A 26,008-nucleotide genomic window follows, 5' to 3' on the forward strand; every position below is an offset into this window, starting at 1 on the left:
TTGATCGTTCGGTCGGTTCAGTCGGCGTAGCCGGGGCTCAGCCGGTCCAGCCGGCGCAGCAGCGCGGGCCATTCCACGTCGCCGTCCCATTCGCTGCCGTCGCCCACCCATTGCCGGTGGGTGCGGGCGGCCAGTTCCTCCGTCACCACCTGGATGCCGGCGCGCGCGCCGGCCTGGGCGCGCAGCTGCGCCTGCGCGGCGCGTTCCAGCAAGTGCATCAGCATCCAGGCTTCGGCCACGGTGCGGCCGACGACCATGGTGCCGTGGTTGTCCAGGATCAGGCCGTCCAGGCTGCCCAGGTTGGCCACCAGGCGGCGCTGCTCGTCGGTGCCCAGCGCCAGGCCTTCGTACGCATGGCGGCCCAGCCGGCCGTGCAGCCGCATCGCGTACTGGCTGGTGGGCAGCAGTCCCTCCGGCAGCATGCTCAGCGCCACGCCCCAGGGCGTGTGCAGGTGGATCACGCATTCCACCTCGGGCCGGGCGGCATGCACCGCGCCGTGGATGGTGAAGCCGGTGGGGTTGACCGGCCGACCGCTGCCATCGACCACCTGGCCGTGCTGGTTCACCTTCACCAGGCTGCTGGCGGTGATCTCCTCGAACAGCAGGCCGAAGGGGTTGATCAGGTAGTGGCCGGGCTCGCCGGGCACGGTGGCTGACAGGTGGGTGTAGACGGTGTCGTCCCAACCGTTCAACGCAGCCAGCCGGAAGGCGGCCGCAAGGTCGATGCGCACCTGCTGTTCGGTGCGCGGCGGGCGCAGGTTCACGCGGCCTTCTCGGCCATGGCCTCGCCCATGCGCACCGGCCCGGCCGGCGCCCAGTGCGGATTGAAACGCAGCGTGCCACGCGGCCATAGCAGCACCACGGTGCTGCCCAGCAGGAAGCGGCCCATCTCGGCGCCGCGCTCCAGCGTCACCTGGCCGTCGGCATAGGTCCACTCGCGCAAGTTGCCCGGGCGCGGCGGGTTGACCACGCCGTGCCACACCGTGGCCATGCTGCCGACGATGGTGGCGCCCACCAGCACCTGCACGAAGGGGCCGTGCGCGGTATCGAACACGCACACCACGCGTTCGTTGCGAGCGAACAGCCCCGGCACGCCGCGGGCAGTGGTCGGGTTGACCGAGAAAAGGTCGCCCGGCACATGGATCATCCGCCGCAGCCGGCCGGCACACGGCATGTGGATGCGGTGGTAGTCCTTCGGGCTCAGGTAGATGGTGGCGAAGTGGCCGTCCTGGAATTGCGCGGCCAGCGCCGCGTCGCCGCCCACCAGCGCGGTGGTGCTGTAGGCATGGCCCTTGGCCTGGAAGATCTGGTCGCGCTCGATGGCGCCGAACTGGCTGATCGCGCCGTCCACCGGGCACACCCACTCGGCCGGTGCCAGCGGGCGCACGCCGGGCCGCAGCGCGCGGGTGAAGAACTCGTTGAAGCTCGCGTAGTGCGCCGGATCGGGGTCGGCCGCCTCGCTCATGTCCACGCCGTACTTCCCGATGAACCAGCGGATCAGTGCGGTGGTGGTGCCGCCCGCCTTGGCGGACGCCACCAGGCCGGCGAAGCGGGTGAGGGCCTGCTTGGGCAGCAGGTACTGGGGGAGGACATCGAGGCGTTCAGACACGCGACGATTCTAGAAGCGGGTGTCAGCGGGCCATGCCGGACGACAGCGCACCGGCCTGCCAGCCGCCGCCCAGGGCCTGGATCAGCCCCACCGTGGCCGTCTGCCGCTGGCCGATGAGCTGCAGCACGCTGCGCCGCGCCGACAGCGCCGAGACCTGCGCCGTCACCACCTCGGTGAAGCCGACCTGCCCGGCGCGGTAGCGGTTGAGCACCTGTTGCTCCGTCTGGTCGGCCGCCTCGGCCGCGATGCGTCGCAGCTGCAGCTGACGCTCCAGCGTGCGCAGCGCGGCCAGCTGGTCTTCCACGTCCTGGAAGGCCAGCAGCACCGTCTGCCGGTAGCTGGCCACCGTCTGCTCCCAGGCGGCACGCGACTGCTCGATGCGCGCCCGGTTGGCGCCGGCGTCGAACACCGTCTGCGCCAGCGACAGGCCCAGCGACCAGGCCGCCGCCGAGGCGCTGAACAGGTCGGACACCCGCGTGCTGTTCAGCCCGTACTGCCCGGTGAGCACGAAGCTGGGATAGAGCGCCGTCTGCTGCACGCCCACGTCGGCATTGGCGGCAGCCACGCGCCGTTCGGCGGCGGCGATGTCGGGCCGCCGCTGCAGCAGCGCCGAAGGCAGGCCGGTGGGCACCGCCGGCGGCTCGGCCCGCAGCGTGTCGCCGCCGTCGGTCACCGGCAGGTCGAGCTCGGCCGGGGCGCGGCCGGCCAGCACCGCGATGGCATGTTCGAGCTGGGCGCGGGTGCGCTCCAGGCCCACCAGGTCGGCCTCGGTGTTGGCCAGCTGCGTCTGCGCCTGCAGCACGTCGCTCTTGAGCGCCAGGCCGGCCGCATAGCGGTTCTGGGCGATCTGCGCGGCGCGCTGGTAGGCGGCCAGCGTGTCGCGCAGCAGCGCCATCTCGGCATCGGTCTCGCGCAGGTTGAAGTAGTTGATCGCCAGCTCGCCCTGGGCCGACAGCGTGGCCGCGGCCAGGTCGGCCTCGGTGGCTTGCGCCCGGGCGCCCGCGGCGGCCACGTTGCCGGACACCCGGCCCCACACGTCGGCCTCCCAGCTGGCACCCAGGGCCAGCTGGTAGCGCTCGCGCGACGCAGAGGTGGACGCATCGCCGCCGCTGCGGGTGGCGCCGCCCGAAAGGTCGATGGCCGGCCAGCGGGCCGCGCGCGCCTCGCGCACCAGCGCGCGGGCCTGTCGGAAGGCCGCCGCAGACGCCGCCACGTTCTGGTTGGACACCTCCACCTGCTGCACCCAGCGGTCCAGCTCGGGGTCGTTGAAGAGCTGCCACCACGGGCCGCGCGCCAGCGCATCGGCGGGCACGGCGGCCTGCCAGCCGGCGGGCGGCAACTGCTTGAACTGCGCCGGCGGCGGCGGCGGACCGGCTTCGGGCAGCGGCGTGCTGGCGCAGCCGGCCAGCAGCAGCGCCAGGGCGAGCGGGGAAAGCAGGGCGGTCGATTTCGGGCTCATCGCGGCAATTCAGGCACCGGCGCCGCGTCGATCTGGCGGCTCAGGTGGTGTTCGTCGGGCTTGCGGCGGCGCAGCTTGTCCAGCAGCAGGTACACCACCGGCGTGGTCAGCAGGGTCAGCAGCTGGCTGGCGACCAGCCCGCCGATGATGGCCACGCCCAGCGGCCGGCGCAGCTCGGAGCCTTCGCCGAAGCCGATGGCCAGCGGCAGTGCCCCCAGCGCGGCGGCCAGCGTGGTCATCAGGATGGGGCGGAAGCGCAGCAGGCAGGCTTCGCGCACCGCCTCGAAGGCGCTCAGGCCGCGGGCACGCTCGGCATCGAGCGCGAAGTCGATGATGAGGATGGCGTTCTTCTTCACGATGCCGATCAGCAGGAACACGCCGATCAGCGCGATCAGAGAGAACTCCATGCGGAACATCAGCAGCGCCAGCACCGCGCCCACGCCGGCCGAGGGCAGGGTGGACAGCACGGTGATCGGATGCACCAGGCTTTCGTACAACACGCCCAGCACGATGTAGATGACCACCAGCGCCGCCAGCACCAGCAGCGGCTGCTGCCCCTGCGATTGCTGGAAGATGGCCCCGGTGCCCTGCACGCTGCCGCGCACGTTGATCGGCAGGCCGATCTCGGCCTCGGCCTGCGCGATGGCGGCCTGCGCATCCGACAGCGTGGCGCCTTCGGCCAGGTTGTAGCTGATGGTGGTGGCCAGCTCGCCGTCCTGGTGGCTGACGGACGAGGGCGTGCTTTCCTCGCTGAAGCGGGCGATGGCCGGCAGCGGCACCATGTTGCGTGCACTGGTGCTCAGCGCCGCGCCGGTGGAGCTATCGCGCAGCGAGGCATTGGCGCTGGTGCTGCTGGCCAGGGCGGCCGCATCGGTGCCGGTGGCCGAGCGGGTGGTGGTGCTGCCCGCCACCCGGCCAGCGGCCACGTTCACGTCGTTCAGCGCCAGCGGGCTCTGGGCATAACGCGGCGCCACCTCCATCACCACGCGGTACTGGTTCAGCTCGTCGTAGATGGTGGCCACCTGGCGCTGGCCGAAGGCGTTGTAGAGCGCGGTGTCCACGTCGCGCGCGCTCAGGCCCAGGCGGGCGGCGCTGTCCTTGTCGATGTGCACGAAGGTCTCCACGCCGTCTTCCTGCTGGTCGGTGTCGATGTCGGTGAGCTGCGGCTGCAGCCGCATCTGCGCGGCCAGCTTCAGCGCCCAGTCGCGCAGGTCGGCGGCGTTGTCGCTCTTGAGCGTGTACTGGAAGGTGGAGTTGCTCTGCCGGCCGCCTGCGCGCAGGTCCTGCACGGTGTTGAGGAACAGGCTCACGCCGCTGACCTGCGCCAGCTGCGGCCGCAGCCGCGCGATCACCGCCTGCCCGCCCACGCCGCGTTCTTCCAGCGGCTTGAGGTTGACGAACAGGAAGCCGCTGCCGGCCCGCGAGCCGCCGGTGAAGCCCACCACCGAGGCCACCGCCGGGTCGGCGCCGATGATGTCCACCAGCTGCTTGAGCTTGGCCTGCAGCGCCTGGAAGGAGATGCTCTGGTCGGTGCGCAGGCCCCCGTTGATCTGCCCCGTGTCCTGCTGCGGGAAGAAGCCCTTGGGCACCGCCGCGAACAGCCACACGTTCAGGCCGATCACCGCGGCCAGGATGAACATCACCAGCCCGGGCGCATGCAGCGCCCAGTCCAGGCTGTGGGCATAGCTGCGCTGCAGCCGGTTGAAGCCCGCCTCGGCCCACCTGGCGAGCCGACCGGGCTGGCGCTGCACCGCGCCGGGCTTGAGCAGCCAGGCGCACATCATCGGCGTGGTGGTCAGCGAGATGACCAGCGAGATCAGCACGGCCACGCTGAGCGTGACCGCGAACTCCCGGAAGATGCGGCCCACCAGCCCGTCCATGAACAGCAGCGGGATGAACACCGCCACCAGCGACAGGCTGATCGACACCACGGTGAAGCCGACCTCGCGCGCGCCGAGCAGCGCGGCCTCGAAGCGGTTGCGCCCCGCTTCGATGTGGCGGCTGATGTTCTCCAGCACGACGATGGCGTCGTCCACCACGAAGCCGGTGGCCACGGTCAGCGCCATCAGGCTCAGGTTGTTCAGGCTGAAGCCCAGGAAGTACATCACCCCGAAGGTGCCCAGCAGCGACACCACCGTGGCCACCGCCGGAATGACGGTGGCGCGCACGCTGCGCAGGAACAGGCTGACCACCAGCACCACCAGCGCGATGGAGATCAGCAGCGTCAGCTCGATCTCGCGCAGCGACGCGCGGATGGAGCTGGTGGCGTCCGAGGCCACGTGCAGCGTGACGTCGGCCGGCAGCTGGGCCTGCAGCTGCGGCACCAGCGCACGCACGCTGTCCACCGTCTCGATCACGTTGGCGCCCGGCTGCCGCGTGATCAGCACGATGACCGCCGGGCTGCCGTTGTACAGGCCCAGCGTGCGCCGGTCCTCGGGGCCGTCGCTCACCGTGGCCACGTCGGCCAGCCGCACCGCGGCGTCGTTGCGCCAGGCGATCACCAGCCGGCGGTAGTCCTCCGCCACGCGGCCCAGCTGTGCCGTGTAGACCTGCATGCGCAGGCCGTCGCTCTCGATCGCGCCCTTGGGCCGGTTGGCGCTGGCCGACTGGATGGCCGCGCGCACGTCGTCCAGCGCGATGCCGTAGCGCGACAGCGCCAGCGGATTGAGCGCCACGCGCACCGCGGGCAGCGATCCGCCGCCCACCTCCACGTCGCCCACGCCCTGCACCTGCGCCACCTTCTGCTGCACCAGGTTGCTCACCTCGTCGTAGATCTGCTGCGGCGTGCGGCTGGGCGAGGTGAGCGCGAGGATGATCACCGGCGCATCCGACGGGTTCATCTTGCGGTAGGTCGGGTTGCTGCGCAGCGTGGCCGGCAGGTCGGCGCGGGCGGCATTGATGGCGGCCTGCACCTCGCGCGCCGCGGCGTCGATCTTGCGGTTGAGGTCGAACTGCAGCGTGATGCGGGTGGAGCCGCTGCCGCTGCGCGAGGTCATCTCGTTGACGCCCGGGATGCTGCCCAGCCTGCGTTCCAGCGGCGTGGCCACGCTGCTGGCCATGGTGTCGGGGCTGGCGCCGGGCACGCTGGCGCTCACCGAGATGGCCGGGAAGTCCACCTGCGGCAGCGGCGCCACCGGCAGCACGAAGAACGCGGCGAGCCCCGCCAGCGCGATGCCCAGCGTGAGCAGCATCGTGGCGATGGGCCGGCGGACGAAGGGCTCGCTCAGGTTCATGGCGCTTCTGCGGCCGGGCCGGCCGACGGGGCCGAAGGGCCGCGGCCCTGCAGCCGCCGGCCCAGCCGGTCGAAGGCGAGGTAGATGACCGGCGTGGTGAACAAGGTAAGCACCTGGCTCACCACCAGCCCGCCGAAGATCGCCAGGCCCAGCGGCCGCCGCAGTTCGGCGCCATCACCGAAGCTGAACATCAGCGGCAGCGCCGCGAACAGCGCGGCCATCGTCGTCATCAGGATGGGCCGCAGCCGCAGCAGCGCCGCCTGGTGGATGGCCTCGCCCGGCGACTTGCCCTGGTGGCGCTCGGCGTCGATGGCGAAGTCGATCATCATGATCGCGTTCTTCTTCACGATGCCGATGAGCAGGATGATGCCGATGATCCCGATCACGCCCAGGTCGTGGCCGGCCACCATCAGCGCCAGCAGCGCGCCCACGCCGGCCGAGGGCAGGGTGGACAGGATGGTCAGCGGATGCACCGTGCTCTCGTAGAGCACGCCCAGCACGATGTACACGCACACCACCGCGGCCAGGATCAGCCAGAGCTGGTTGGTCAGCGAGTTCTCGTAGGCGCCGGCCGCGCCCAGGAAGTGCATCGTCAGGCTGGCCGGCAGGCCGATGTCCTGCGCCGCGGCGCGGATCTCGTCCACCGCCTTGCCCAGCGAGACGCCCGGCGCGGTGTCGAAGCCCAGCGTGGCCGACGGGTACTGCGCCACATGCGTCACCTGCAGCGGGGCGGCCACTTCCTCGATGCGCGCGAACGCCGACAGTGGCGTGGCCGTGCCCGAGCTGGTGGGCAGGTGCAGCAGCTTCAGCGCATCGGGCGTGGTGAGCAGGTTCGGGTCGGCCTCCAGGATCACGCGGTACTGGTTGGTCTCAGTGAAGATGGTGGACACGATGCGCTGGCCGAAGGCGCTGTACAGCGCTTCGTCCAGCGCGGTGGCGGTGATGCCCAGGCGCGAGGCGGTGTCCCGATCCAGCGTCACCTGCACCGCGCGGCCTTGCGCACCGGCATCGGTGCTCACCTGGCTGATGCTGGCGTTGGCGCGCAGCCGCTCGGCCAGCTTCAGCGTCCACTGGTTGACGGTGGCGGTGTCGGCGCCTTCGATGGACACGCGGTAGGGCGTAGGGCCGGTCTCGGCGTCGATGGTGAGGTCCTGCGTGGGCTGCAGCGAGATCGTCACGCCAGCCACGCCAGCCACGCGCTGCCGCAGGCGGGCCATGGTGTCGGCCTGGCTGCCGCCGCTGCGCTCGGGCTTCAGGTTGATGTAGAGGCGGCCGGTGTGCAGCATGGTGCTGTTGGCCGCGTCCACGCCCACGAAGGAGGTGATGCTCTCGACGTCGGCGTCCTGCAGCAGCGCTTCGGCGGCCTGGCGCTGCAGCGCGGCCATGCGCTGGTAGCTGACCGACGGCGCGGCCTCGATGCGGGCCTGGAGCTGCCCCGTGTCCTGTACCGGGAACAGGCCCTTGGGGATCAGCAGGTACAGCAGCGCGGTGAGCACCAGCGTGGCCAGCGCGACGATGAGCGTCAACCCCTGGTGGGCCAGTACCCGCTGCAGGCCGCGGTCGTACTGCGCCACCACGCGGTCGAAGAAGCGCTGGACGGCGCCGCCCACGCCATGCGTCTTGGCCGCGGCATCGTGCGGCTTCAGCCAGCGCGCCGACATCATCGGCACCAGCGTCAGCGAGACCACCGCCGAGATCAGGATGGTGATGGCCAGCGTGATGGCGAACTCGCGGAACAGCCGGCCCACCACGTCGCCCATGAACAGCAGCGGGATCAGCACCGCGATGAGCGAGACGGTCAGCGAGATGATGGTGAAGCCGATCTCCGACGCGCCCTTCATCGCCGCCTGCAAGGCCATGTTTTGGCTGCGGCCGGGCGCTGTCGCGCCCTTGACCCCGGCTTCGCCGGCGTCAGCCTGCGCCGAAACATCTCCCGCCATCTCAAGATGGCGGGAGATGTTTTCGATCATCACGATCGCGTCGTCCACCACGAACCCGGTCGCGATGGTCAGCGCCATCAGGCTCAGGTTGTTCAGGCTGTAGCCCAGCAGGTACATCACGCCGAAGGTGCCCACCAGCGAGATGGGCACCGCCAGGCTGGCGATCACCGTGGCGCGCAGGCTGTGCAGGAACGCGAAGATCACCAGCACCACCAGCACCACCGCCAGCACCAGCTCGAACTGCACATGCTCCACCGACGCGCGGATGCCGCGCGTGCGGTCGGCCAGCACCTGCACCTCCACCGACGCCGGCATGCCGGCCGTGAGCTGCGGCAGCCGCGCGCGGATGGCGTCCACCGTCTGGATCACGTTGGCGCCCGGCTGGCGCTGCACGTTGATGATGATGGCCGGCTGCAGCGCACCGCCGCCGCGGCCGGCCCAGGCGCCCAGTCGCACGTTCTCGGCGCTGTCCACCACGCGGGCCACGTCCTTCATGCGCACCGGCGCGCCGTTGCGCCAGGCGACGATCAGGTTCTTGTACTCGTCGGCCGTCAGCAGCTGGTCGTTGGCATTGATCGAGTAGCTGCGCGTGGCGCCGTCGAAGCTGCCCTTGGCGCCGTTGGCATTGGCCGCGCTGATGGCGCTGCGCAGCGTGTCGATGGCGATGCCGTAGGAGGCCAGCGACTGCGTGTCGGCCTGGATGCGCACCGCCGGCCGTTGCCCGCCCGACAGCGTCACCAGGCCCACGCCGCTGACCTGCGAGATCTTCTGCGCCAGCCGCGTGTTCACCAGGTTCTGCACCTCGGTCAGCGGCAGGCTGTCGGAGGTGACGGCCAGCGTCAGCACCGGCGCATCGGCCGGGTTGACCTTGGCATAGACCGGCGGCGCCGGCAGGTCGGCCGGCAGCAGCGAGCTGCCGGCATTGATGGCGGCCTGCACCTCCTGCTCGGCCGCGTCCAGCGACAGGTCGAGCCCGAACTGCAGCGTGATGACCGACACACCCGCCGCGCTGGTGGAGCTCATGCGGGCCAGGCCCGACATCTGGCCCAGTTGGCGCTCCAGCGGCGCGGTGACGGTCTGGCTCATCACCTCCGGGCTGGCGCCGGGGTACAGCGTCTGCACCTGGATGGTCGGATAGTCCACCTGCGGCAGCGCCGACAGCGGCAGGAAGCGGAAGCCCACCAGCCCGGCGAGCAGGATGGCCAGCATCAGCAGCGAGGTGGCGACCGGCCGCTGGATGAAGGGGCGCGACGGGTTCACGGCCAGGTCCTGCGCATCAGCGGGCGACCGGGGCCGAGGCCGCCCGGCGCGGCGCCGACGCCCCCCGGCCAGGCGCGGAAGCCCCGCCCGCCGGCGCACTGGCGCCGCGCGCCGGCCGGTCGCCCGGCACCTGCACCCGGGCGCCGTCCTTCAGCCGGTCGGCGCCTTCGGTCACCACCGGCTCGCCCACCGCCAGGCCGCGGGTGATCTGCACCCGGTCGTTCGTCGCCTGGCCGCGCTGCACCATGCGCTGGCTGACGGTGCGGTCGTCGTTCAGCACGTAGACGAAGTCGCCGTCGTTGCTGTGGCGCAGCGCCGCCACCGGGATCACCACCGCGTCGCGCAGCGTGTCCAGCTGCAGCCGCACGTTGACGAACTGGTTCGGGAACAGCGTGCGCCCCGCATTGGCGAAGCGGGCCTTCGCCTGCACCGTGCCGGTGGTGGTGTCGATCTCGTTGTTCAGCGTGGAGAAGCGGCCCTCGTCCAGCGTGGTGGCGCGGCTGCGGTCCAGCGCGGTCACCGGCAGCGTGGCGCCCTGGGCGGTGCGGCGCTCGATGTCGGGCACCCGGTCCTGCGGCACCGCGAACTGCACGTCGATCGGCGCCAGCTGCGTGATGACGACGATGCCGTTGGCGTCGCCGGACGACACCACGTTGCCCACGTCCACCACCCGCAGGCCGACGCGGCCCGACACCGGCGCGGTGATGCGGGTGTAGCCCAGGTTCAGCCGCGCAGTGCCCTCGGCAGCACGGTTGGACAACACCGTGCCTTCCAGCTGCTTGACGGCGGCGGCCTGGGTGTCCACGTCCTGGCGGGCGATGGAGTCCTGTTGCAGCAGCGTCTGGTAGCGCTCCAGCGTCAGCCGCGCCAGCTGCAGCTGCGCCTCGTCGCGCTGGCGCTGGCCCTGGGCCTGCATCAGCGCCAGCTCCAAGGGGCGCGGGTCGATCACGGCCAGCACCTCGCCGGCCTTGACCATCTGGCCTTCCTTGAAGCGCACCTCGGTGAGCACGCCCGAGACTTGCGGCCGCACGGTGACGGTGGCCGACGGCGTGACGGTGCCCAGCGCCTCGATCACGATGGGGATGTCGGCCCGCTCCGCGCGGGCAATGCCCACGGTGGTGGCCGGCCCGCCGCGGCCGGCGGCCATGCCGCCGGGGCCGCCCGGACCCGGCGGGCCGCCGCTGGAAGCGCCGGGAGGCGCGCCGCCGGCCGCCGGTCGGTGGGTGAGGTACCAGGCCAGGCCGCCCAGGGCCAGCAACGCCAGCAGCGCGACGATCCGTCCGATCCAGCGGCTGCGGCGGCTGGGGCGCGATTCTTCTTGCATTCAACATCCCTCGTGGCCCGGGCGGGCGGGGACGATGATGCCTTCAAGCCCGGCCGGTGCCGGGCGCGATGACAACAGCCGCGCTTTGCGGGCGTGTTGCTGGGCCGCGCGGCAGCCCGGTCAGGCTTCGGCCAGCAGCTGCTCCACCAACTTGTGCAGGGCCGCGAAGTCGGGTGCGCCCACGTAGCGCTTGACGATCTCGCCGCGCTTGTTGATGAGGTAGGTGGTGGGCGTGAGCTGCACGTCGCCGAAGCGCTGCGCGATCTCGCCGGTGTTGTCGATGGCCACGCCGAAGGGCAGCTTGCGGGTCTCGGCAAAGCGCGCCACGTAGGCCGGCGGGTCGTACTTCATGGCCACGGCCACGGTCTCGTAGCCCTGCGCCTTGTACTTGTCGTGCGTGGCGACGATCTGCGGCATCTCGGCCACGCAGGTGACGCAGCTGGTGGCCCAGAAGTTGACCAGCACCACCTTGCCGCGCAGGGCCTCGGTGCTGCCCTTGGTGCCGTCCAGCAGCGTGTACGACACTGCAGGCGCCGGCTCGCGCGCGCCGAAGGCCTGCCAGCCCAGGTAGCCCGCGGCCCCCACGAGCAGGGCGACGGCGACGGCAGCGGCAGTGTGTTTGGCAGATTTCATGGGGGTTCCGATGAGGCGGCGTGATTTTATGGCGGTGGCATTGCCCACCGCAGTGGCCGGGTGGAGCGGCCCGGCCTGGGCTTTGACGGAGAGCGATGCCGCGGTGGGCGTGCGTGCCGCCATCGAGCGCGGTGCCGTGGCGGCGGTGGGACTGCTGGGCCGCACCGATGGTTTCCTCGGCAACCCGAAGGTGCGCATCGAGCTGCCTGGCCCGCTGAGGCAGGCGGCCACCTTGCTGCGCAGCACCGGCCAGGGCGCACGGCTGGACGAACTGGTGACGGCGATGAACCGCGCCGCCGAAGCCGCGGTGCCGCAGGCGCGCACGCTGCTGGTGAATGCGGCCAAGTCGATGTCGGTAGACGACGCCTTGCGCATCGTGCGCGGCGGCGACACCTCCGTCACCCAGTTCTTCGAGGGCAAGACCCGCCAGCCGCTGACGCAGCAGTTCCTGCCCATCGTCGGCCAGGCCACCGAGAAGGTGTCGCTGGCCGCCAGGTACGACGCGGTGGCCGGCCGCGCCGCGAAGCTGGGCCTGCTGAAGGAGCGCGACGCCGACCTGCGCGGCTACGTCACCGCCCGCGCGCTGGACGGCCTGTACCTGGTGATCGGCGAGCAGGAGCGCGAGATGCGCCGCGACCCGGTGGGTACCGGCAGCGCCATCCTGAAGAAGGTGTTCGGCGGCTGATCAGCCGCCCAGGCGCTTGCCCAGCTCGTGCACCAGCGCGGCGGGCAGCGTGCGGGCCAGCGCATCCCGGCCCACCTTGGCGATCGGCCGGCCGGCGCCGTCGGAGATCTCCAGCACCGTGCCCTGTTCCTCGATCTCGATGAACGGGAAGTCGGGCACGCTGGTCAGGATCTCCGACTTCAGGATGTCCAGCCGCAGGCCGCGCACCAGCGCGGCATAGGCGATGGTGTGCGGCAGGCCGCCGTGGCAGAAGTCGCGCGCCTCTTCCACCGAGCCTGCAAAGTCCAGGATCAGCCCGAGGTGCTGCACCGCCTCGCGCACCTGCATGCGGCGGTCACGCCGCGGCTCGATCACCAGCAGGCTGGCGCCGGCCAGCGGCCGGGTGGAGCTGGCATGCATCGCCGCGGGGGGCAACGGCTCCGGCTCCACCGCGCTGACGCCCTGGCCCTGGGCATTGACGGTGCGCGGGAACTCGATGGTGAGCAGCGTCTGGCTGGCGGTGTCGGCGCGGTCCATGCGCAGGCCCATGGCGCGCGCCGTCTGCTGCAGCACGCGCCAGCGCAGGGTGTCCAGCGCGGGCGCGGGATGCGGTGCGGCGGGGTCGGGCACGCGGTCGGGCGGGCAGTGGGCGAAGCGGCAGCTCAGCAGCGCATGCGGCGGCCAGGCCTGGTGATCGAGCGTCAGCTGGATCGGCGCGCAGGCGCCGCGGCCTGCCCAGTCCAGCAGGGTGTGCAGCAGGCCGAACAGCAGCGAGGGATCGACCAGCACCTCGGCCGGCTTGAGTTGCGCCCGCGCATTCAGGCCGCGGGCGGCGAGCACGCCGGCATGCTGCTGCAGCACCTCGCCCAGCAAGGTGGTGAGGTCCACGCGCTCGTGGCTCTGGCGCAGCTTGCCGCCCGCCAGGCGGGCCAGCTGCTGGGTGGCCATCGCGGCGGCGCGGGCCTCCTCCACCGCTTCGCGCAGCGGGGCGGCGTCGTGGGCCTCCAGCCGGCCGGCCTGCAGCAACGCCTCCAACCGGGCGGCCACGCGGGTCAAGGGGCCGGCGATCTCGGCGCCGGCATCGCCGAGCACACGCGACCAGGCCACGGCATCGGCAGTGCTCCCGGCGGCGGTGGGCGGAGCCTCGGCGGGGCGGGCGGGTTCGGGGTGGTCCATGGGGTCCTTCTGACCCTGGTTGCAACCATTTGCATCCAGGCGCGGGCGCATGCTCGCCGCTCACGGGCTGCATCGTCTCCCCGCAGCCTGGGGCTGGCGCGCCACGGCTGGCCCGTGCTTCGTGAAATGCATCACAGAGGCCGTCTCAAGTTTGCGACCGCGCGGTCGCGGGACGCCGCTCAGGCGGCCTGCAACCTGAACACCGTGACCGCCGCCGCCAGCCGGTCGGCCTGCAGCTGCAGGCTGCTGGCGGCGGCGGCTGTCTGCTGCACCAGGGCGGCGTTCTGCTGCGTGGCGGCGTCCAGCTCGACCACGGCCCCCGCCATCTGCTGCACGCCTTCGTCCTGCTGGCGGCTGGATGTGACGATCTCCGCCATCAGCGCGGCCATGCCGTCCACCCGGGTGACCACCTCGCGCATGGTGTGGCCGGCCTCGCCGACGCGCTCATGGCCAAGCCGGGTGCTGTGCACGCTGGCGTCGATCAGGGCCTTGATCTGGCGGGAGGCGGCCGCCGAGCGCTGCGCCAACGAGCGCACCTCGCCTGCCACGACGGCAAAGCCGCGGCCCTGCTCGCCAGCGCGGGCGGCTTCCACCGCGGCGTTCAGCGCCAGGATGTTGGTCTGGAAGGCCAGGCTGTCGATCACGCCGGTGATGTCGGCGATGCGGCGGCTGGACTCGCCGATCTCGCCCATGGTGTCGACCACGCGGCCCACCGCAGCCACCGCCTGCGCCGCCACATCGGCCGCGCCTTGCGCCAGCCGGTTGGCATCGCGGGCGCGCTCTCCGTTGGTCCGCACCGTGGCCGCCATGTGCTGCATGGCGGTCGCGGCCTGCTGCAGGCGGTCCGCCTGCTGCGCATTGCGCTGGGCGAGGTCCTGGTTGCCGGCGGCGATGTCGCGGGAGCTGCCGTGGATCACGTCCACGCTGGCGCGCAGGCCCCCCACCATCGTGGCCAGTCGCTCGGTCATGCCGCCGAGCGAGGACTGCAGCAGGCCGAATTCGTCGCTGCGCGTGGCGCGTAACGCCATCGACAGGTCGCCGCTGGCCACGCGGTGCGCTTGTTCGGTGCACTGGCCGAGCGGCCGCAGGATGCCGCGCCGCGACAGCAGGAAGCAGGTGGCGGTCAGCAGCGCCATCAGCACCGTCACCGCCACCATGGTGCGTGCACCCTGGCGCCGGCTGTGGTCGAACTCGGCCAGCCGCTGCTCGGCATAGGCGGCGGCCAGGCGCACGGTGGCGTCCACCTGCTGGCGGTGCTGGCGGTACAGCGCATCGGCCTGCGCCAGCCCGGCGCGGGCCTGCGTGGGCTGGCCGGCGGCCAGCGGCTGCAGCACCTGCTCGCGCGCGGCGGCGATGAAGGCGCGGGCGCCGACTTCCTGTTCCTTCAGCAGCGCGGTGTCCAGGTTGGCGGGCAGGCGGCCTTGCCAGTGGGTGGCGCGTGTGGCGTAGTCGGCGGCCAGCGCGTCGGCGCGGGTGCGGGCCTGCTCGGCGGTGAGGGTGCCTTCCACCGCCTGCGACAGCACCAGCCGCAGCTCGATCAGGTACATGGGCGGCGGCAGCACGTCGGCCACCAGGTCCTTGCCGTCGTTGGCGGCCGCCGCCGACTGCGCCAGGTGGCTGTTGGTGCTGAGGGCCTGCAGGAGCACGCACATCGCGGCGAGCAGGCCGGCCAGGCCGATGGACAGCAACGACCAGCGCAACGATCGGAACATGGGACCACCATCACGACGCTTCAGACGATGGCTCTATCGGCGTCACTGGCAAAAACGGTAGGGGCCAATCCGCAGATTCGTTAAAACCGGCCTCACGCGGGCTGCAGCTGGAACACGGTCACGGCTTGCGCCAGCCGGTCGGCTTGCGCCTGAAGGCTGCTGGCGGCGGCGGCCGTCTGCTGGACCAGGGCGGCGTTGTGCTGGGTGGCGGCGTCCAGGTCCACCACGGTGCCGGCCATCTGCTGCACGCCCTCGTCCTGCTGCGCGCTGGACTCGGCGATGGCCGCCACCAGCGTGGCCATGCCGTTGACGCGGCTCACCACCTCGCGCATGGTCTGGCCGGCTTCGCCCACGCGCTCGTGCCCCGCCTGGGCGCTGTGCACGCTGGCGTCGATCAAGGCCTTGATCTCGCGCGAAGCCGCGGCCGAACGCTGCGCCAGTGTGCGCACCTCGCCGGCCACCACCGCGAAACCGCGACCCTGCTCGCCGGCGCGCGCGGCCTCCACCGCTGCGTTCAGGGCCAGGATGTTGGTCTGGAAGGCCAGGCCGTCGATCACGCCGGTGATGTCGGCGATGCGGCGGCTGGATTCGCGGATGTCACCCATGGTGTGCACCACCCGTTCGACCGCGTCGCCCGCCTGCACCGCCACCTCGGCCGCACCCTGCGCCAGCGTGCTGGCGTCGCGCGCCCGGCCGACGTTGGCGCGCACCGTGGCGGCCATTTCCTCCATGGAGGCGGCGGCCTGCTGCAGCCGGCCGGCCTGGCGTTCATTGCGGTCGCTCAGGTCGTGGTTGCCCTGGGCAATCTCCACCGAGGCACCGTGGATGGCCTGGATGCCGTGGCGCAGGTCGCCCAGCATCGTGGCCAGGCGGTCGGTCATGCCACCCAGGGAAGACTGCAAGAGGCCGAACTCGTCGCGCCGCGTGACGCGCACCTCGCGCGAGAGGTCGCCGGCGGCCACGCGGTGGGCCTGTTCGGTGCACTGCGCCAGGGGCCGCAGGATGCCGCGCCGCGCGCCCAGGTAGCAGCCGGCGGCCAGCAGCGCCATCAACACCGTCATGCCGATCATGGTGCGGCTGCCGCTGCGGCGCGTGGCATCGAATGCGGCGAGCCGACTGTCCGCATAGCCGGCCGCCAGGCGCACGGTGGCGTCCACCTGCTCGCGGTGCTGTTGGTAGAGCCTGTCGGCACGGGCCAGGCCGGCGCGCGCGGCGGCGGTGTCGCCACGGGCCAGCGGCTGCAGCACCTCGGCCCGCGCGGCCTGCAGGAAGGCATCTGCGCCCGGGCCCTGCTGGCCGAGCAGGGCGCCGTCGATGTCGGCCGGCAGCCGGCCGTGCCAGTGGCGGGCGCGCTGCGCATATTCCGTGGCCAGCGCTTCCGCGCGGGCCTGCGCCCGCGGCACCGGCAAGGTGCCTTCGATCGCCTGCGACAGCACCAGCCGCAGCTCGATCAGGTACATGGGCGGCGGCAGCACGTCGGCCACCAGGTCCTTGCCGTTCATCGCGGCTTCGGCAGCCTGGTCCAGCTGCTGGAAGTTGCTCAGCGCCTGCAGCAACACGCACACCGCGGCCAGCACGCCGGCCAGACCGGTGGAAAGTAGGGACCAGCGAAGGGATCGGAACATGGTGCAGGCCGGGCGATGGACACACCTTGGCTATCGGCCGATCTGGCAACACTGTGCAGCCGAAATGACAAAAATGCATCAGCGCCTTGCGCCGGGCGCATCGGGCGGCCGGTGTATCGTCGGCCCATCGCAGTAGCTGTCAGCCCCACGCCATGCAAAAGCCGGCCCGTTTCCTGGTCATCATCGACGCCGGCGGCGGCATGGTGGCCCGCTTGTTCGACGAGGCGCGCAGCCTGGTCACCGAGATCGACGCTTCCACCGAGGAAGTGGTGGTGATGACGGCCTCGCTCACGCCCGTGCGCGGCGCGACCGGCAGCGAATGGGACGCGGCGCTGCGCGGCCACAGCCGTGAGGAGCGCGCCGCGGCCGAGGTCTACACGCTGGACATCTAGGCCGGCCGCGTCAGTAGCTGCCGGCGGTGGAGCCGGTGCGGTAGCGGTTGACCTCGTAGGTGGTGAGCGGGCTGGCCTGGTGGCCCCAGGCATTGCGCACATAGCTCAGCAGCACGGCCACCTCGTCGTCCGTGAGGACGGTGGCGAAGGGCGGCATGCCGTACGGCCGCGGGTTGCCCGCGGTGGCGGGCGGAAAGCCGCCGGCCAGCACCACCCGCACCAGGTTGGCGGGCGGCTCCATCGTCACCGTGCGGTTGCCGGCCAGCCGCGGATAGATGCCCGGGGCGCCCTGGCCGCCCTGGCCATGGCAGCTGGCGCAGTGGGTGCCGTACAGCGCCTGACCGCGCACCAGGCGGTCGCCGCCGAAGTCGGCGGCTTCGCGTCGCGGCTTGGGCGCACTGCCTTGCTGCGGCAGCGCGCGCAGGTAGGTGGCCATGGCATGCAGGTCGGTGTCGTTGAGGTGCTGGGTACTCTGCAGCACCACCTCGGCCATCGGGCCGATGACCGAGCCCTGCGGCGCGATGCCGTTCTTCAGCAGGCTCACCACGTCGGCCTGCGGCCATTCGGCCACGCCGGCCTCGTGCGGCGAATTGAGCGCCGGCGCGTACCAGTTCTGCATCGGGATCAGGCCGCCGCCCAGGTCCAGCGTGTTGCGGGTGGCGCCCAGCACGTTGCGCGTGGCATGGCAGGCATTGCAGTGGCCCAGGCCCTGCACCAGGTAGGCGCCGCGGTTCCATTCGGCCGATTGCTGCGGATCGGGCCGCAACTCGCCGGGGCGGAAGTACAGCGTGCGCCAGGCGGCCAGCGCCAGCTGGGTGTTCACCGGAAAGCGCAGCGCATGCGGCGGCGGCGTGTAGGCCACCGGCGGCAGGCTTTGCAGGTAGGCGAACAGCGCATCCGCATCGGCACGTGCCACATGGGTGGTGTTGGGGTAGGGGAAGGCGGGATACAGCAGCCGTCCGTCGCGCGAGCGGCCCTCGTGCATGGCCAGCCAGAAATCGTCCGCCGACCAGGCGCCGATGCCGGTGGCGACGTCGGGCGTGATGTTGGAGGTGTAGACGGTGCCGAAGGGCGTGGGGATGCTGGCGCCGCCGGCGCCCGGCGCGCCGCCGCGTGCGGTGTGGCAGGCCATGCAGTTGCCGGCGCGCGCCAGGTATTCGCCCTGGGCCACCAGCTGGGCGTTGGCGGCTGCCCGGGGTGCGGCGGGGCGGCCGGCGTCGCGGCCATCGTGCAGCTCCATCAGCACCCGCGCGCCGAAGAGCACGGCGGCCACGGCCAGCAGCGCCAGCAGGCCGAGCAGTGTCTTGCGCAGGCGGCTCATCGCGCGGCCTCCGGCAGGCCGCCGCAGCGCATCGGCCAGGCGGCAGGCGCATCGGCCACCGGATGCGAGTTGGCCGGCAGCGGCTGGGCGGCCAGGAAGTGCGAGACGGCGCCGATGTCCTCTGGTGCCAGCGCACGGGCGATCTGGCCCATGCAGTCCGGCTCATGCGCCTTGCGCTGCCCGGTGCGCCAGGCGCCCAGCTGCGCATTCAGGTAGTCGCGCGGCAGGCCCAGCAGGCCGGGCACGGCGGGGGCGATGCCGGTGAGCGCCGCGCCGTGGCAGCTGGCGCAGGCGGGGATGCGGCGGCCGGGGTCGCCCTGCGTCACCAGCCGCTGGCCGCGAGCCCGCTCCTCCGCGCTGCCCGTAGGCGCCTGCGGTGGCGGATAGGGCAGGTCCAGGGCAGCGAAGTGGTCGGCGATTTCCTGCAGGTAGGTGTCGGTCAGCGGCACCAGCAGTTCGCCCATCAGCGCGTAGTGGCGGCGGCCGTCGCGGAAGTTGAGCAGCTGGTTGTACAGGTAGCCGGCCGGCTTGCCGGCGATGCGGGGGTAGTAGCCGTCGCGCGCGGCGCGGCCCTCCTTGCCGTGGCAGGCGGTGCAGGCCTGCATGCGCTGGGCCATGGAATCGACCACCGGGGCGGTGGCCTGGGCGGCGGCCGGCGCGGATGCCGCGGCGACGGCCAGCCAGAGCGCCGTGAGCGCAAGGAAACGGGATGCCATGGGCCGAGGTTAACTGCCCGGTGGCCGGCCAGCTGCCAGCAGGGCCGCGACCCCGCCCGTCAGCTGCGCGTGGGGCCGGCCGGGGAATACACCGGGGTGGTGGGTGACGTGGCCGGTGCGCTGGAGCCGGGTGCCTGCGGCGAATACACCGGCGCCGGCGCGCTGCGCACCGGCTGGCTGCCGGCCGGCGCACGGGTCACGCGGGTCTTGCCGCCGCTGGTGACCAGGATCACGGGCTCGCCCGGCTGCCAGTTCTCGTTGCCCTTGGCCTGCACCACGGCACGGCGCTCGCCGCTGGGCAGCTGCAGCAGGATCTCGTAGGCGTCTTCCTTGGTAGCGGTGCGTTCCACCGCATTGCCGATGACCGCGCCGGCCACCGCGCCGATCACGCCGATGATCGCCGACTCGGTACCGTGGCTGCGGCTGGCGCCCAGGGCGCCGCCCACCAACGCGCCGGTGACGCCGCCGCCGCCGCTCTGGCTGCCATCCACGGTGACCGGGCGCACCGACAGCACGGTGGCGTCCTGCACGCTGGACAGCCGCTGGGCATCGCCGCGCTGGACCATGTCGGGGCTGGTGGTGGTGCAGGCCGTGGTGAAGGCGGCCACGCTGGCGGCCAGCAGCAGGGCGAGCGGCCCGGCCAGGGGGCGCGGGGCGGGTGAGCGGTTCATCGTGGTCTCCGGAGCTGCCGATCCAAACGGGCGAGCGGGCACGGGAGTTGACCCGCGGCGGCGCGGGCCGTTCGTGTCGGCCAGGTAACGTTTTGTGGCGACGCTAGGTATGCAGCCGGCTGGAGCGCGGCACGCTGGCCAGCAGGAATTCCATCTGGTCGGCCAGGATGCGGCGGCCGCGAAGGATCATGTCCTCGTGCAGGCTGGGCACGTAGGGCAGGTACATCAGCGTCATGCGGGCTTCCTCGGGCAGGCGGTTGCCCTTGCGCCCGTTGCAGGACTTGCAGGCGGTGATGCAGTTCATCCAGGTGTCCGCCCCGCCGCGGGACGTGGGCACGATGTGCTCGCGCGTCAGGTCGTCCACGTGGAAGTGGCCGCCGCAATAGGCACAGACCTGCCGGTCGCGCACGAAGAGCTTGTGGTTGGACAGCGCCGGCGCCTGGCGCCACGCCCGACTGGGCACGGCCCCGCGCACGGCGATGATGGAGTGCACGGTGATGGTGGATTGCCGGCCGGTGGTGCGCTGGATGCCGCCACGCAGCACCTGCATCGGGTCGCCGAGCGTCCAGGCGACGCCGTCGCTGGCGTAGATCACCGCCGCTTCGCGCGCGGTGATCCAGGCTTGCGGCCGTCCTGACACATCGAGCTGCAACACGTCCATGGGTGCGACTTTCGAACCTGATCGGGCCCTGGCGCAGGATAGCGCGTCAACATGACAGGACTCAACACGCTGTGAAACATCCCTACCACACCGGCAGCCTGCCGGGGCGACGGGACGAGAATGCACGGATGCATGCATCACAACGCGCTGCCCTGGCCGCGGCGCTGACGGCGTTTTCCCTGGGTGCGCCAGCCCAGCCCGGCCCGCCGGCCGGTGCCTTGCCGGCCGCGCCGGCCGCTTCGGCCGTGTTGCCGCCCTCGGCCGGCGGCCAGCGGGTGTACGACAGTGCCCGCCAGCGGCTGGTGCAGGTGCGCACGCTGCTGCGCTCGCAGGACAGCCAGGCCTCCGTGGGCTCTGGCTTCCTGGTGAGCACCGAGGGCCACTTCATCACCAACTACCACGTGGTCAGCATGATGGCCATGCAGCCACAGCGCTACCGGCTGGTGTACAGCACCGACGACGGCCAGCGCGGCGCGCTGCAGCTGCTGGCGGTGGACGTGGTCAACGACCTGGCGCTGCTGAGGGCGGCGGAGCCCGCGCCGCTGGCCGCGCGCGGGCTGCTGCAGTTCCGGCCGGCGCAGCAGCCGCTGGGCCGGGGCGAGCGCATCTTCTCGCTGGGCAATCCGCTGGACGTGGGCTTCGCGGTGGTGGAGGGCGCCTTCAACGGCATGGTGGAGCGCAGCTTCGTGCCCACCATCTTCTTCGGCGGCTCGCTCAGCTCGGGCATGAGCGGCGGCCCGGCGCTGGACGACCGCGGCCGGGTCATCGGCGTCAACGTGGCCTCCCGCCGCGACGGCGAGCAGGTGAGCTTCCTGGTGCCGGCCGCGCCGGCACAGGCGCTGTTCGAGGCGCACCGCGGCGCGCCGCCGGTCACCCAGCCGATGGAAGGCGAGATCGCGCGCCAGCTGCTGGCACACCAGCAGCGGCTGACCGACGCCTTCATGGCGCAGCCGTGGCGCCAGGCCGGCCATGCGCGCTATGCCATCCCGGTGCCGCAGGAGGACTTCATGCGCTGCTGGGGCGGCAGCACGCCGCCGGGCAGCCGCGGGCTGGAGTTCGAGCGCTCCGACTGCGCGATGGACAGCCGCATCTACATCGACGGCAGCCTGCTCACCGGCCACTTCAGCGTGCGCCACGAGGCTTATGACGGCCGGGCGCTGGGCGCGCTGCGCTTTGCCGAGCGCTACAGCGGCAGCTTCCAGAACGAGGGCTTCGGCGGCAAGACACGCCAGCTCACCGCGCCAGCCTGCCACGAGGGTGAGGTGAAGGAAGGCCCTGATGCGCTGCCGCTGCGCTCCGTCATCTGCCTGCGGGCCTACCGCAAGCTGCCGGGCCTGTACGACATGAGCGTGCTGGCCGCCACGCTGGACGCGCGCACCGTGGGCGCGCAGGGCCGCTTCGACGCCCACGGCGTGAGCTGGGACAACGCGATGCGCCTGGCCGACCACTACCTGAAGGGATTTGCATGGCTGCCGAACAAGCCCGCGTCGCACTGATCGAGGTCTTCGAGCGCGACGGGCGCCTGCCGCGGCAGTTCGACGTGATGGCCTGGCCGGTGCGCATCGGCCGCGGGCTGGAATGCGACCTGGTGCTGGACGACCCCCACATCGCCGCCTGCCATGCGCTGATACAGCCCGACGAGCAGGGCGAGCTGCAGCTGCAGGCGGGGCCGTCGGTCAACGGCGTGCGGGTCGGCCGTCGGCTGCTGCAGGCCGGGCAACGCCTGCCGCTGGAGCAGGCGGCCGCCGAGGACTGGCAGGTCGGCCTCACCCGCCTGCGCCTGCGCCTGCCCGGCGAGGTGCTGGCCGCCGAAGTGCCGCTGGGCGGCACCGCCGGCCGCCGCCGCTCGCTGGCCACCTGGGGCCTGGCGCTGGCGCTGTGGGCCATGCTGCTGGCCGAGCACTGGGTGCAGCTGGACCCGGGCAGCCGCCCCTCCGACTGGCTGACGGTGGTGTTCGGGCCGCCGCTGGCGCTGGCGCTGTGGGCCGCGCTGTGGGCGGCGGTGTCCAAGCTGTTCCGCCACCGCTTCGAGTTCGAGGCGCATTGGGCGGTGGCCGTGCGCTTTGCCTTCGGCCTCACGCTGCTGGGCAGCGTGCTGCCGCTGCTGGCCGCCGCGCTGGCCTGGCCGGGGCTGTTCCGCATCATCGAGCCGCTGATGGCCGCCGGCAGCGTGTGGTGGCTGGTGCGCCATGCGGCGCTGGTGGTGCCGCAGCGGCGCAAGACGCTCACCGCCATGGCCGTGGGCATGCTGGCCGCCGCTGGCGCGGTGGGCATGACGCTGCGCCACCAGAACGAGCAGCCGCTCATCGGCCCGCTCTACATGAGCGTGCTGCCGCAGCCCGGCTTCCGCATCGCCCGCCCGGTGGCGCCCGAGCGTTTCGTGGAGCAGGCCGACGGCCTGCGCGCCACGCTGGATGCACGTGCGCAGTCCGACGCCGAGGAAGCCGAGGACGCCGACGGCCTGGAAGTCGACGGCCAGTAAACCCCCTCGCGGGGGAGCCGGCGGCGCGGCCCCGAGAAAAATTTCTCGCGGGGCTTGCGCCAAAAGGGGTGGATGCCTGCAAAATAGAACGATCGTTCGTTTCTTTTTGGGCACCGTGTCGTCCTTGCAGTCCACCGCCACCGTTGCACCACCGGCTGCCGCCAAGGCCGGCCGGCCGCCGCTGCAGAAGGGCCAGCAGACCCGCGCCGCCATCCTGGACGCCGCGCTGGGCCTGGCCTCCAGCGCCGGCCTGGAGGGCCTGTCCATCGGCGTGCTGGCCGAGGTCATGCAGATGAGCAAGTCGGGCGTCTTCGCCCACTTCGGCTCGCGCGAGGAACTGCAGATCTCCGTCATCCGCGAGTACCACAACCGTTTCGAGGAAGAGGTGTTCTTCCCCGCCATCCGCGAGCCGCGTGGCCTGCCGCGGCTGCGTGCGCTGTTCGCCAACTGGGTGCGCCGCGTGTCGGTGGAAGTGGATTCCGGCTGCATCTACATCAGCGGCGCGGTGGAGTTCGACGACCGGCCCGGCCCGGTGCGCGACGCGCTGGCGGACATGGTGCGTTCGTGGCAGGGCGCACTGGACCGCGCCATCCGCCTGGCGATCCAAGTCGGCCATCTGCGTGCCGATACCGATGCACTGCAGGTGCTGTTTGAAGTACACGGACTGATCCTGGCGCTGCATCACGACGCACGGTTCCTGCGCATTCCCGGCGCCTGCGACCGGGCGCGCCATGCCTTCGAGCGCATCGTCCAGTTCTACGCCGAGCCCGGCGCCCAGGCACCAGCGGCTCGTTGAAGCACGCGGCGGCGATTTCCGCCTGGGCCCGCCTTCCTTCGTTTCCAGTTCAACCGTAGCCACCTGTCGAGGAGACCCGACCATGCCCCAATACACGCCCCCGCTGCGCGACATGCAATTCGTGCTGCATGAGCTGCTCGACGCCACCGGCACGCTGAAGGCGCTGCCCAAGCATGCCGAGGTGGATGCGGACACGATCAACGCGGTGCTGGAAGAAGCCGGCAAGTTCGCGTCGCAGGTGCTGTTTCCGCTGAACCAGGCGGGTGATCGCGAAGGCTGCGTGCTCGACAAGACCACCCACGAGGTGAAGGCGCCCACCGGCTTCAAGGAAGCCTATGCGCAGTACGTGGAAGGCGGCTGGCCTTCGCTGAGTTGCGACCCCGCCTTCGGCGGCCAGGGCCTGCCGGTCACGCTCAACCAGTGCGTGTACGAGATGCTGAACTCGGCCAACCAGGCCTGGACGATGTACCCCGGCCTGTCGCACGGCGCCTACGAGGCGCTGCATGCCCACGGCTCGCCCGAGCTGCAGCAGCGCTACCTGCCCAAGCTCACCAGCGGCGAATGGACCGGCACCATGTGCCTGACCGAGCCGCATTGCGGCACCGACCTGGGCCTGCTGCGCAGCAAGGCCGAGCCGCAGCAGGACGGCAGCTACAAGATCAGCGGCAGCAAGATTTTCATCTCCGCCGGCGAGCACGACCTTGCCGCCAACATCGTGCACCTGGTGCTGGCGCGCCTGCCGGACGCACCGGCCGGCAGCAAGGGCATCTCGCTGTTCGTGGTGCCCAAGTTCATCCCCAACGCGGACGGCTCGCTGGGCGAGCGCAACCCGGTGTACTGCACGGGCCTGGAACACAAGATGGGCATCCATGGCAACGCCACCGCGCAGATCACGCTGGAAGGCGCGCGCGGCTGGATGGTGGGCCAGCCGCACAAGGGCCTGGCCGCGATGTTCGTGATGATGAACGCCGCCCGCCTGGGCGTGGGCAACCAGAGCCTGGGCCTGACCGAGGTGGCCTACCAGAACGCCGTGGCCTATGCCAAGGACCGGGTGCAGATGCGCGCCCTGTCGGGCCCCAAGCGGCCCGAGCTGGCGGCGGACCCCATCATCGTGCACCCCGACGTGCGCAAGATGCTGCTCACCGCCCGCGCCTATGCCGAAGGCGGCCGCGCCATGGGCGCCTACACCTCGCTGCAGCTCGACATCGAGCTGGCCAGCGAGGATGAAGCCGAGCGCCAGGCCGCGGCCGACGAGGTGGCGCTGCTGACGCCCATCATCAAGGCGTTCATCACCGACAACGCCTGGATCGCCACTTCGCACTGCATGCAGGTGTTCGGCGGTCACGGCTACATCGCCGAGTGGGGCATGGAGCAGCTGGTGCGTGATTCGCGCATCAACATGATCTACGAGGGCACCAACACCATCCAGTCGCTGGACCTGCTGGGCCGCAAGGTGCTGGCCGACGGCGGCAAGAAGCTCAAGGCCTTCGGCAAGAAGGTGGCCGCCTTCGTGGAAGAAGAGGGCGTCAACGAGGACATGCAGGAGTTCATCAACCCGCTGGCCGACCTGGGCGACAAGGTGACCAAGCTGACCACCGAGATCGGCATGAAGGCCATGCGCAATCCCGACGAGGTGGGCGCCGCCGCGGTGGATTACCTGCGCGTGACCGGCCACCTGGTGTTCGCCTACTTCTGGGCCCGCATGGCCAAGGCCGCGCTGGCCAAGAAGGACTCGGGCGACCCGTTCTACACCGCCAAGCTGCACACCGCGCGCTTCTACTTCACCAAGCTGCTGCCCGAGACGGCCGGCCTGATCCGCAGCTGCCGCAGCGGCCTGGAGCCGCTGATGGCCATGGACGAAGCCCTGTTCTGAGGAGACGGACGATGAAACGATTCGCCATCGCAGCGCTGCTGTGCGCCGCCGGAGCGGCCTGGGCCCAGGCGACGCCGGCCGGCTTGTGGAAGACGATCGACGACGAGACGCAGCAGGAGAAGTCGCTGGTGCGCATCACCGACAACGGCGGCGTGTTCACCGCACGGGTGGAGAAGCTGCTCGACCCCACCAAGCAGGACGCGGTGTGCGACAAGTGCGAGGGTGACGACAAGGGCAAGCCGATCCTCGGCCTGGCCATCGTGCGCAACATCAAGGCCAACGCCAAGGACGGCACGGTGTGGGACGGTGGCGAGATCCTGGACCCCAACAAGGGCAAGACCTACAAGGCGCTGCTCAAGCCCATCGAAGGCGGCAAGAAGCTGGAGGTGCGCGGCTACATCGGATCGCCGATGTTCGGCCGTTCGCAGACCTGGCTGCGCGTGGAATAACCGGAGAAGCGA

Annotated in this window: 21 protein-coding genes; 7 read left to right on the forward strand and 14 right to left on the reverse strand. The window is 71.6% G+C overall.

Annotated elements, in window-relative coordinates; genetic code table 11:
• Positions 1 to 17 precede the first annotated feature (17 nt).
• From VO99_RS01260 to VO99_RS01290, 7 genes are all read right to left on the reverse strand, one after another.
• On the reverse strand, positions 18 to 764 hold the full coding sequence (locus VO99_RS01260; protein ID WP_046110965.1) for a class II aldolase/adducin family protein: 747 nt from the start codon (positions 762 to 764) through the stop codon (positions 18 to 20).
• A complete protein-coding gene (asd, locus tag VO99_RS01265; RefSeq protein WP_046110966.1) occupies positions 761 to 1,609 on the reverse strand; it encodes an archaetidylserine decarboxylase in 849 nt (282 codons plus the stop codon). Before asd ends, VO99_RS01260 begins: the two co-directional genes overlap by 4 nt.
• Positions 1,610 to 1,631: 22 nt before the next feature.
• Positions 1,632 to 3,068, reverse strand: a complete 1,437-nt coding sequence (locus VO99_RS01270; protein ID WP_046110967.1) for an efflux transporter outer membrane subunit — start codon at positions 3,066 to 3,068, stop codon at positions 1,632 to 1,634.
• Positions 3,065 to 6,301 carry an efflux RND transporter permease subunit gene (locus VO99_RS01275; RefSeq protein WP_046110968.1) on the reverse strand — a complete coding sequence of 1,079 codons (3,237 nt, stop codon included), beginning with the start codon at positions 6,299 to 6,301 and terminating at the stop codon, positions 3,065 to 3,067. Before VO99_RS01275 ends, VO99_RS01270 begins: the two co-directional genes overlap by 4 nt.
• On the reverse strand, positions 6,298 to 9,501 hold the full coding sequence (locus VO99_RS01280; protein ID WP_046111216.1) for an efflux RND transporter permease subunit: 3,204 nt from the start codon (positions 9,499 to 9,501) through the stop codon (positions 6,298 to 6,300). Before VO99_RS01280 ends, VO99_RS01275 begins: the two co-directional genes overlap by 4 nt.
• 16 nt (positions 9,502 to 9,517) lie before the next feature.
• Positions 9,518 to 10,825 (reverse strand): MdtA/MuxA family multidrug efflux RND transporter periplasmic adaptor subunit, encoded by a 1,308-nt coding sequence (locus tag VO99_RS01285; RefSeq protein WP_046110969.1) that lies wholly within the window; start codon positions 10,823 to 10,825, stop codon positions 9,518 to 9,520.
• A gap of 120 nt (positions 10,826 to 10,945) precedes the next feature.
• Positions 10,946 to 11,458 (reverse strand): TlpA family protein disulfide reductase, encoded by a 513-nt coding sequence (locus tag VO99_RS01290; protein ID WP_046110970.1) that lies wholly within the window; start codon positions 11,456 to 11,458, stop codon positions 10,946 to 10,948.
• A 10-nt stretch (positions 11,459 to 11,468) separates the two neighbouring features.
• On the opposite strand from VO99_RS01290, the gene VO99_RS01295 reads away from it, so the two are divergent.
• Complete coding sequence (locus VO99_RS01295) at positions 11,469 to 12,143, forward strand: DUF4197 domain-containing protein (protein WP_052736020.1); 675 nt, start codon at positions 11,469 to 11,471, stop codon at positions 12,141 to 12,143.
• Here the strand turns inward: VO99_RS01295 and VO99_RS01300 are convergent, their stop codons facing one another.
• The 3 genes from VO99_RS01300 to VO99_RS01310 all read right to left on the reverse strand — a co-directional run bounded on the left by VO99_RS01300 (position 12,144) and on the right by VO99_RS01310 (position 16,635).
• The gene (locus VO99_RS01300) at positions 12,144 to 13,298 is read right to left on the reverse strand and encodes a hypothetical protein (protein ID WP_046110972.1); all 1,155 of its coding nucleotides are present in this window, start codon (positions 13,296 to 13,298) and stop codon (positions 12,144 to 12,146) included.
• 179 nt (positions 13,299 to 13,477) lie between these two features.
• Positions 13,478 to 15,010, reverse strand: coding sequence for a methyl-accepting chemotaxis protein (locus VO99_RS01305; protein WP_046110973.1), 1,533 nt, complete (start codon positions 15,008 to 15,010; stop codon positions 13,478 to 13,480).
• 92 nt (positions 15,011 to 15,102) lie between these two features.
• Positions 15,103 to 16,635, reverse strand: coding sequence for a methyl-accepting chemotaxis protein (locus tag VO99_RS01310; protein WP_046110974.1), 1,533 nt, complete (start codon positions 16,633 to 16,635; stop codon positions 15,103 to 15,105).
• Positions 16,636 to 16,787: 152 nt separating this feature from the next.
• On the opposite strand from VO99_RS01310, the gene VO99_RS01315 reads away from it, so the two are divergent.
• Complete coding sequence (locus tag VO99_RS01315; RefSeq protein WP_046110975.1) at positions 16,788 to 17,027, forward strand: hypothetical protein; 240 nt, start codon at positions 16,788 to 16,790, stop codon at positions 17,025 to 17,027.
• Between the two features lie 10 nt (positions 17,028 to 17,037).
• On the opposite strand, the gene VO99_RS01320 is transcribed toward VO99_RS01315, so the two are convergent.
• From VO99_RS01320 to VO99_RS01335, 4 genes are all read right to left on the reverse strand, one after another.
• Positions 17,038 to 18,348 carry a c-type cytochrome gene (locus VO99_RS01320; protein ID WP_046110976.1) on the reverse strand — a complete coding sequence of 437 codons (1,311 nt, stop codon included), beginning with the start codon at positions 18,346 to 18,348 and terminating at the stop codon, positions 17,038 to 17,040.
• Positions 18,345 to 19,064, reverse strand: coding sequence for a c-type cytochrome (locus VO99_RS01325; RefSeq protein WP_046110977.1), 720 nt, complete (start codon positions 19,062 to 19,064; stop codon positions 18,345 to 18,347). The genes VO99_RS01320 and VO99_RS01325 overlap by 4 nt, the downstream gene beginning before the upstream one ends.
• 59 nt (positions 19,065 to 19,123) lie before the next feature.
• Positions 19,124 to 19,735 carry an outer membrane lipoprotein gene (locus VO99_RS01330; RefSeq protein WP_232315228.1) on the reverse strand — a complete coding sequence of 204 codons (612 nt, stop codon included), beginning with the start codon at positions 19,733 to 19,735 and terminating at the stop codon, positions 19,124 to 19,126.
• A gap of 103 nt (positions 19,736 to 19,838) precedes the next feature.
• The gene (locus VO99_RS01335) at positions 19,839 to 20,396 is read right to left on the reverse strand and encodes an HNH endonuclease (protein ID WP_046110978.1); all 558 of its coding nucleotides are present in this window, start codon (positions 20,394 to 20,396) and stop codon (positions 19,839 to 19,841) included.
• A gap of 128 nt (positions 20,397 to 20,524) precedes the next feature.
• On the opposite strand from VO99_RS01335, the gene VO99_RS01340 reads away from it, so the two are divergent.
• From VO99_RS01340 to VO99_RS01360, 5 genes are all read left to right on the forward strand, one after another.
• Positions 20,525 to 21,892, forward strand: coding sequence for a S1 family peptidase (locus tag VO99_RS01340; RefSeq protein WP_046110979.1), 1,368 nt, complete (start codon positions 20,525 to 20,527; stop codon positions 21,890 to 21,892).
• Positions 21,862 to 22,878: an FHA domain-containing protein gene (locus VO99_RS01345; RefSeq protein WP_046110980.1), complete on the forward strand. Its 1,017-nt coding sequence runs from the start codon at positions 21,862 to 21,864 to the stop codon at positions 22,876 to 22,878. The genes VO99_RS01340 and VO99_RS01345 overlap by 31 nt, the downstream gene beginning before the upstream one ends.
• Positions 22,879 to 23,002: 124 nt before the next feature.
• Positions 23,003 to 23,674, forward strand: a complete 672-nt coding sequence (locus tag VO99_RS01350; protein WP_046111218.1) for a TetR/AcrR family transcriptional regulator — start codon at positions 23,003 to 23,005, stop codon at positions 23,672 to 23,674.
• An 82-nt stretch (positions 23,675 to 23,756) separates the two neighbouring features.
• Positions 23,757 to 25,547, forward strand: a complete 1,791-nt coding sequence (locus VO99_RS01355) for an acyl-CoA dehydrogenase C-terminal domain-containing protein (RefSeq protein ID WP_046110981.1) — start codon at positions 23,757 to 23,759, stop codon at positions 25,545 to 25,547.
• Between the two features lie 11 nt (positions 25,548 to 25,558).
• Positions 25,559 to 25,996 (forward strand): DUF2147 domain-containing protein, encoded by a 438-nt coding sequence (locus tag VO99_RS01360; RefSeq protein ID WP_046110982.1) that lies wholly within the window; start codon positions 25,559 to 25,561, stop codon positions 25,994 to 25,996.
• Positions 25,997 to 26,008: the final 12 nt, after the last annotated feature.

Origin of the sequence: Aquincola tertiaricarbonis (assembly GCF_000969605.1) — a bacterium.
Lineage (GTDB): Bacteria > Pseudomonadota > Gammaproteobacteria > Burkholderiales > Burkholderiaceae_C > Aquincola > Aquincola tertiaricarbonis.